The sequence below is a fragment of the Streptomyces bambusae genome, assembly GCF_019400985.1.
GTDB lineage: Bacteria > Actinomycetota > Actinomycetes > Streptomycetales > Streptomycetaceae > Streptomyces > Streptomyces bambusae_A.
On the sequence record NZ_WTFF01000063.1, the window covers coordinates 21340 to 28530 of the forward strand.

A 7191-nucleotide genomic window follows, 5' to 3' on the forward strand; every position below is an offset into this window, starting at 1 on the left:
CCCCGCAACGGCAGCCACCCCCGGCCAACCCTCACCGGCCGGGGGTTCCTGCTGCCCCGGACCGGCCGGGCACCCGGCTTTATGCGACTACGCGAATATTGGCAAGACGGCATGGACGCCGGACCGCACCCCCTCGTACGGTCATGGTCACCAGCCCAACCGGGCTGCCCGACAAGGGGGTTTCGTCATGGCGCGTGAGGAACTGACCAGGCTCACCGGCAACGGGAACGGCACCTGTGGCGGGGACGACTGCCCGAACGTGTACCTGTCTCCGAGCGGCTCGATCATCGTTCAGGGCGACGTGTCCACGGCCTTCCAGCCCCCGGCTGGTGAGGGCCTCGTCGAGATCCCTGAGGCTGTGCTGAGGGAGGCCTTCCGTGCTCTTGGATGGTGACGCGTGGCGGTCCCGGTTCGAGCGCTTCACGGTCGAAGCGTGGCGACTGGAGACCCTGCCGCAGTACCTCATGCCGCAGGAAGCGGATGAGTTCGCAGCCTTCAAGGCCGGAGTCCGGATCGACCCTCAGGCGGTCTCGAACGAGTACACCGACCGGCTACGCCGACAGGTCGCCGAGGGGCGCCCTCAGGGCCGCGTACACGTCCTCACCCGGCCGCTCTCCGACTACCTGCGGTTCGAGTTCTCCCAGTACTACGCACCGCACGTGCTGGCCGGTGAGCAGATCCGTATTCTCGACGTGACCGACCGGCCGAACCCGCTTGAGGGCGTCCAGGACTTCTGGATGTTCGACCGCTCCGAAGTGGTGCTGATGAACTACCACCCGGACGGGCGCCAGATCAGCCGCGAGGTCTACGAAGGCGACCTGAGCCAGTTCATCGAATACCAGCGCATCGCTATCGCCGAGTCGGTGCCCTTTGAGGAGTACGTGAAGGGCATTGACGCTTGACCCTCAGCAGCTAGGGGAGTCCAGAGCCGACCTGGCGCAAACCCTTAAGACGCTGCGGAAGCGAGCCGGGTGGACTCAGACCCGGCTCGCCCAGCGCTGCAACATGTCCCAGACGAAAATCAGCAACATTGAGAGCGGGAAGCTGACACCTGCTCTCGTGGACGTGGAGCTAATCCTTCGGGCACTTGACGCGCCCGCCTCTCTCGTAACTGAGGTGATGGCGCTCGCCCGGATGGCGAACACTGAATGGAAGGATATCTGGTCTTCCCGTCGCAGGGGTTTGGACAAGCGACAGAATGAGCTGGCCGGCTTCGAGAAGTCGTCCACAGAGTTCCGCTACTTCCTGCCGACGATGATCACAGGGCTCCTGGCAACGCCAGAGTACGTACGGGCCAGCATCGCGGACGTTCCCGGAGATCAGAGCAAGACCATCGCGAAGAAGCTTGAACGTCAGGCCGTCCTGTACGACAGGTCGAAGCAGTTCACCTTCATTCTCACTGAGCAGGCTGTCAGGTGGCCGCTCATTCCTCCGGACGCCCTGGCTGTGCAGATGGACCGGCTGGCGTCGTTGACTCGCCTGTCCAACGTGCGTATCGGGGTAATCCCCATCGGGTCTGTGGTGATGCCGGGCCCGTTGAACGTTTTCACTGTCTATGACGACCGGATCGCTACCGTGGAAACGTCTACTGGTGTGATGGTCTTCCGAGACCATCGGGACGTATCTGCATACCTCGACGAGTTCGCGACCTTCGAGAGTCATGCCCTGTTCGGAGAACAAGCCAGGGAACGCCTGAACGAGTGGTCGGCCGTCTTTACCCGACAACGCAAATAAACCTTCAGTAGGCCCCCTGCCGGGGCCGAAGATTGTCGCGGACCGAACGGCAACCGGGAAGGCGCGACATGGCAAGGGCGAAGAAGGCACGGGCCCCGGAGTACGACCGGGACGATTGGGAGTACCTGACCTACGCCCCCGGACACGAGTGCGCTGCCTGTCACAGGCCCATCAAGCCCCTTGAGCCTGTCCGCCGGGGAACCGTCGAGCGCACGCCCGGGGCGCCCGTCCCCGCCTACCGGCACAACGAGTGCCCGGGTCAGGCGGCCTCCACATGAGACGGCTCCCGGACTACATGACCCCCGAGGAGCGCCGCGAGCGCGCCTGGCGATCCTTCCGCGCCCGACACCCGACAACCGGTGAGGAGGTGCAGCCAGGTCCGACCCCGGCGACAAGTCCGGAGAAGGCGGAGAGCAGTTCCCGCCCCAGCCCGCAGCCTGACCCGAAAGGAGCACCACCATGACGACCATGCTGGAATCCCCCGCCGCCTTACGGCGCGGACGGGACCTCGTCAGTCCCGAGCTGTTCGAGAAGGTGTCCGAGTTCTGCGCGGAGGAGTACGGGCACGAGCTGTCCATGGCCCGTCGGATCGTGGACCAGGCCCTCGCGTTCCTGAAGGTCATGGGCGACACCCGCGCATTCGACATGACCCCCTCGGGCACGGTCGACCCCGGATGGCACTCGTTCGTACTCCACACGCAGGCGTACGCCGCGTGGTGCGACGAACAGTTCGGGTTCTTCCTCGGGCACGAACCCAAGGCCACCGTCCGCACCCGCCCTCTGATCAGTTCCGTGGTGGACCGCGTCAAGGCTGCTGGGTTCTTCGTGGACGACCGGCTGTGGGGCTCCGCGAAGGAGTGCAACCCGCCGGCCTGCTGCGGCGACGGCGACGGCTGCTGAGCCACCACTGAACGGAAGCGGTCCGGGCGTGGCTAAGGCGCCCGGACCGCCACAGCCAAGGGTTCCAAAGATGAGCAGCAATGACGAGGGCCTCGCCGGACGAGGTCGGGTCACCGTGTTCGCCATGTTCGGTGCGGTCTTCGGCTACGCCACCCACCACCTTGACGAGCGGCGGATCGGGGACGTGGGCATCGTCGGCCCCCTGACCCCGGGCGTGGAGTGGCCCCGGTTGTGGCAGATGGCCCGGAACTGCGGGAAGTCCGCCGCCAAGGACGCCGAGCTTGCCCAGTGGATTCTGATCCAGGCAACCCGCGCGTTCGTCTGCGGCAGCGACCGCATCGCCCAGTTACAGGACCAGGGATGGAAGCTGGAGCCCGGCGGCAAGCGCGTCAGCTTCGAAGCGACGTACGCCAACCGCGACCACCTGTGGACCGGCAACTTGACCGTGGACGGACTCACCCCTGACCAGGTGGCCGAGCGCCCGTCCGTCCACCGTGCCTGAACCCGCCGTCCGTCAGTGCAGTTCGGCCAGGTCGCGGGTGCCGGTTCCGGGGCCGGGCGGCTCCGGCGGCGGCGGACCGTCCGGAAGGCGGCGGCGCCGGCCAGGGCGAGCAGGGCGCCCAGTGCGGGCCAGGGTACGGCGAGGAACTCCGCAGTGCCCTCCGCGGCCAGGTCCGGGTGGGCGGCGGCGTCGGCCGAGACGCGGACGCTCACCCGGTCCGACTGCGGCGCGTCCGGCCAGGGCTGCTTCAGCTCGATCCGCTGGCCCGGCAGCAGCGCCAGCTTCAGCTCGCGCGCCGGCACGTCCAGCACCCGCCGCCCGAACAGCCCCTCCGCGGCGATCTCGACCTTCGGCTCGATCACCACGTTGCCCCGGTTGACCAGCGCGTACGAGACGGTCGCGGACGCGTCACCGATCCAGGGCAGGGCCGGCGCGCGCCGGTCGACCCGTACGTCCTCCACGCTCAGCCCCGGGGTGAGCGGCCCCGGCACGCGCAGGTACAGGCGCGCCCCCACCGAGCGCTTCACGCCGACCTTGACCTTGCCCTCCTGCTGGACGCCCTCCACCTCGGTGTTCAGCGCGACGATCCCGCCCACGTGGTCGCCCGGAACCGCGTCCTGCGGCACCCTGACCGTGAACGGCAGGTCCTTGCGGCCCTTCGCCGGCACCGTCACCACCTGCGCCGCCTCGGCCGGCAGCGTGACCCAGGTGCCGACCCCGCTCGGCTTCGCCTCCACCGGCAGCAGCGCGAAGGCGCCGCCGACCGGGGTGTTCACGGCGTCGGTGGCGTAGACGCGGAAGGTCAGGTTGCGGTCGGAGGAGTTGACGAGGGTGACGCTGTCGCTGATCGCCGTGCCGGCCGCGCCCTGGTGGAAGAAGTAGCCCCGGTCGGTCGCCGCCGCCCCGGCCGGGGGCGTGGGGAACACCCCCCAGGTGCCGTTGTCGGCCGCCGCGGCGGGGCCGGCGGGCAGCAGGGCCAGGGGAGCCAGCAGGGCCATCAGGGCCAGCAGGCGGCGGAACGGGCGCGTACGCATGAACGGGCCTCCAGGCGGGGCGGACGAAGGGCGGAGCCGGGCCGCACGGGACCCGGGGCGGGACGGCGCGCGGGGTGGTACGGCGCCCGCGTGGGACGCCGTACCACCCCGGGAGCGGAGTGCTCCGCTCAGGCGATCGAGAAGGTGACGACCGACCGGTAGGTGTCGGCGAACGCGAACGCCGGGAGCTGGATCAGCCCCGCACCCCCGACCTCGAACTCGCCGCCCGTCAGCTGGTCCCCGCCGGCCGCCTGGGAGGCGACCTTCATCGGCGTGTCCGTGATCGCCCCGGGCGCCCCGGCGGTGCAGGTGCTCGGGCTGTCCGGGTTGGTGACCTTGCAGCTCGGCTGGATGCCGATCTGCGCCTTGGGCATGCTGTGGCCGGTGGCCTCGTTCAGGAACGGCGTCCGCGTGGCCGTGACGTCCCAGCCGAGCGTGCCGCCGCGGAAGTCCTGGACCGTCATGGCCGTGAACTGGCCCGTCACCGACTGCGGCTTGCCGTTGATGGTGACCTTGCCGAAGTCCACCGCGGGGTTCCCGCCCTGCGGGCCGATGCCCAGCGGGCCGGGCAGCACCTCGACGTCGACCGGGTTCTTCACCCCGGGCACGTCCTCGACGTAGACGAAGGCCTTGTACGGGGTCACCGAGCCGTCGATCCTGATCTCGTCGGCCTTCTTGGTGACCGTGAGGGTGCAGCTCGCGGCGCCGGTGGCGTCCGCCGTGCCGGTGCCGGCGTCACCCGTCGGGGTGCCCGCGAGGAGCGCGGAACAGGTGACGGCACCGGCCGGGAAGTTGGCACCGGTGGCCACGACGGAGGTGCCGGCCTTGCCGCTGTTGGGCGTCAGCCTGGTGGTGACCGGGTCCTTCGGCAGCGCCGCGACGGCGACCGAGCCGACGGGCTGGCTCGGGCGCGGGTCGGGCGTACACGTCGTGGTGTAGACCGTGCCCGCGAGGTCGGCGTCCGTGACCACCTGGTCGATCGTGACGTCCACCGTGGTGCCCTCGGTGCCGTCGGGGATCTTGACGGTCCCGGAGAACTTCGGCGGGTCGGCCTTCTTGCCCGCTTCCTGGTGGCTGGGCGTGGCCGGGCTGGTGACGGTCTGCGCGACGCCGCCCACGAGCAGCTTCGCCTTGATGGTGTTGACGGTGTCGATCGTGAACATCGGTACGACCGGGGTCTCACCGGGGTCGATCTCGATCGGCACGGTCTCCCCGGCCTTGGCCCCGTCGGGCAGGGTCACCGTGAAGTTCTGGCTGCCGTCGGCGCCCGGCTGCGGCGCCGGGGCGACGCACTTCACGAAGACCGGGGTGGTCTTGGTCGCCGCCTGCGCCGTTCCCGCCAGGCCCGCAACACCACTGGTCAGGGCCAGGGTGAGGGCTCCCGCCCCGGCCAGCATTCTTCGTCGGGACGTGACGCCCCGTCTCTTCGTCGTATCCACGTGGGTCGCGACTCCTTCGTCATGACGAACCCTCCCCCGACCCGCTGTGCGGGGGAGGCCGAGCCGGTGCGGTGGCCGACATTGACGCGTCGCGGTGATGAGAAGTCAATGACTGGTTTCGCCCGAAGCACACAGAATTTGATGTCCCATCAGGTCGGGGCGGGATGGACGTGCCTGGGCGGCCGGATGGCCGTCCGACCGTCCGGACGGCCGGACGTGGGCGGTGGGTGGGGGCTCAGCCGGGGACGGGGCTGTGCAGGAGCAGGTTCGGGGTGGTGGCGGGGACCCCGGTGACCTTGCCCGGGAGGGCCGCGCCGAGCACCGCCCGGCCGACCTGGGCCGGTGTCGCGCCGGGGTGGGCGGCCAGCACCAGGGCCGCGACGCCGGCCACGTGCGGGGCGGCCATGGAGGTCCCGGACATGGTCCCGGTCGCGGTCGGCAGGCCCATCCAGGCCGAGGTGATCCGGCTGCCGGGGGCGAAGAGGTCCACGCAGGGCCCGTGGTTGGAGTACGCGGCCCGCCGGTCCAGCCGGTCGGTCGCACCGACCGTGAGGGCGTCGGGCACGGCGGCGGGCGAGCCGGCGCAGGCGTCGCCGCCGTCGTTGCCGGCCGCGACGGTGACGGTGATCCCGGCCCGTACCGCCCGCCGGACCGCGCGGTCCATGCTCGGGCTGCGGTCGCCGCCGAGGCTCATGTTCGCCACGGCCGGCAGCGTGCGGTGGGCCTGGGCGTCCTTCACCGTCCAGTCCAGGCCCCGCAGGATCGCCGAGAGGCGGGCGCTGCCCCGGCAGGTCGCCACCTTCACCCCGACCAGCCGTACCTCCTTGGCCACCCCGTACGTCGCCCCGCCGATGCTGCCGGCGACGTGCGTGCCGTGGCCGTTGCAGTCGGCGGCGCCCTCCAGCAGCACGGCGTTGGCCCCGGTGCGGGCCCGGCCGCCGAACTCCCGGTGGAAGGTGTTGATCCCGGTGTCCAGGACGTACACGGTGACCCCGGCGCCGGTCCGCTCGTACGTGTACGTGGCGTCCAGCGGCAGCTCGCGCTGGTCCAGGCGGTCCAACTGCCAGGGCGCGTCGGGCTGGGCGGTGCCGGTGACGTGGAACTCGGCGTCCGGCTCCACGTACGCGACCCGGGGGTCGGCGGCGAGCTCGGCGGCCCGCGCGGCGGTCGTACGGACGGCGAAGCCGCTGAGGACGGTGTCGTAGAGGGGGCCGACGTCGTCCCCGGCCTCGGCGGCCTCGGCGGCCAGGGCCCGGGTGAGGGCGCGGGCGCGGGGCGCGACACCGCCGCCGGTACGGTCGCCGGCGCTGCCGTCCTTGACGTTGTCGGCGTCCTCGACGTCCTCGACGTCCTTGAGCACGACGACGTAGGGGGCGGCGGGCGTCCGGGGGGAGGGGCCGCCCTCCGGTTGCAGAGGGAGGGCGGCCGTCGCCAGCAGGGCGGCAGCCGGGAGCAGCGCGGAGAGTGAGGTCATGCGGCGATGCTCGGCGAGCTCCCGGCCGGGCGCGCGGAGGGTGCGCCGAGTGGGCGCACGACACGCGGCGCCGGGGTGACGTGGGGCGGGCGACGTGGGGCGGTCGGC

The 7191-nt window shown here is 70.9% G+C and carries 7 protein-coding genes; 4 read left to right on the forward strand and 3 right to left on the reverse strand.

What is annotated here, in order from left to right; genetic code table 11:
* Positions 1 to 187: 187 nt before the first annotated feature.
* The 4 genes from GPJ59_RS11855 to GPJ59_RS11870 all read left to right on the forward strand — a co-directional run bounded on the left by GPJ59_RS11855 (position 188) and on the right by GPJ59_RS11870 (position 2634).
* On the forward strand, positions 188 to 394 hold the full coding sequence (locus tag GPJ59_RS11855) for a hypothetical protein (RefSeq protein WP_219666969.1): 207 nt from the start codon (positions 188 to 190) through the stop codon (positions 392 to 394).
* Positions 378 to 902 (forward strand): DUF6879 family protein, encoded by a 525-nt coding sequence (locus GPJ59_RS11860; protein ID WP_219666970.1) that lies wholly within the window; start codon positions 378 to 380, stop codon positions 900 to 902. The genes GPJ59_RS11855 and GPJ59_RS11860 overlap by 17 nt, the downstream gene beginning before the upstream one ends.
* On the forward strand, positions 892 to 1734 hold the full coding sequence (locus GPJ59_RS11865; RefSeq protein ID WP_219666971.1) for a helix-turn-helix domain-containing protein: 843 nt from the start codon (positions 892 to 894) through the stop codon (positions 1732 to 1734). Before GPJ59_RS11860 ends, GPJ59_RS11865 begins: the two co-directional genes overlap by 11 nt.
* A 459-nt stretch (positions 1735 to 2193) precedes the next feature.
* A complete protein-coding gene (locus tag GPJ59_RS11870) occupies positions 2194 to 2634 on the forward strand; it encodes a hypothetical protein (RefSeq protein WP_258024252.1) in 441 nt (146 codons plus the stop codon).
* Positions 2635 to 2778: 144 nt separating this feature from the next.
* Here GPJ59_RS11870 and GPJ59_RS11875 read toward each other — a convergent pair whose 3' ends face one another.
* From GPJ59_RS11875 to GPJ59_RS11885, 3 genes are all read right to left on the reverse strand, one after another.
* Positions 2779 to 4170 carry a DUF916 domain-containing protein gene (locus GPJ59_RS11875; RefSeq protein WP_258024253.1) on the reverse strand — a complete coding sequence of 464 codons (1392 nt, stop codon included), beginning with the start codon at positions 4168 to 4170 and terminating at the stop codon, positions 2779 to 2781.
* Positions 4171 to 4298: 128 nt separating this feature from the next.
* Positions 4299 to 5609 (reverse strand): hypothetical protein, encoded by a 1311-nt coding sequence (locus tag GPJ59_RS11880; protein WP_308120255.1) that lies wholly within the window; start codon positions 5607 to 5609, stop codon positions 4299 to 4301.
* A 235-nt stretch (positions 5610 to 5844) separates the two neighbouring features.
* The gene (locus GPJ59_RS11885) at positions 5845 to 7083 is read right to left on the reverse strand and encodes a S8 family peptidase (protein WP_219666972.1); all 1239 of its coding nucleotides are present in this window, start codon (positions 7081 to 7083) and stop codon (positions 5845 to 5847) included.
* Positions 7084 to 7191: the final 108 nt, after the last annotated feature.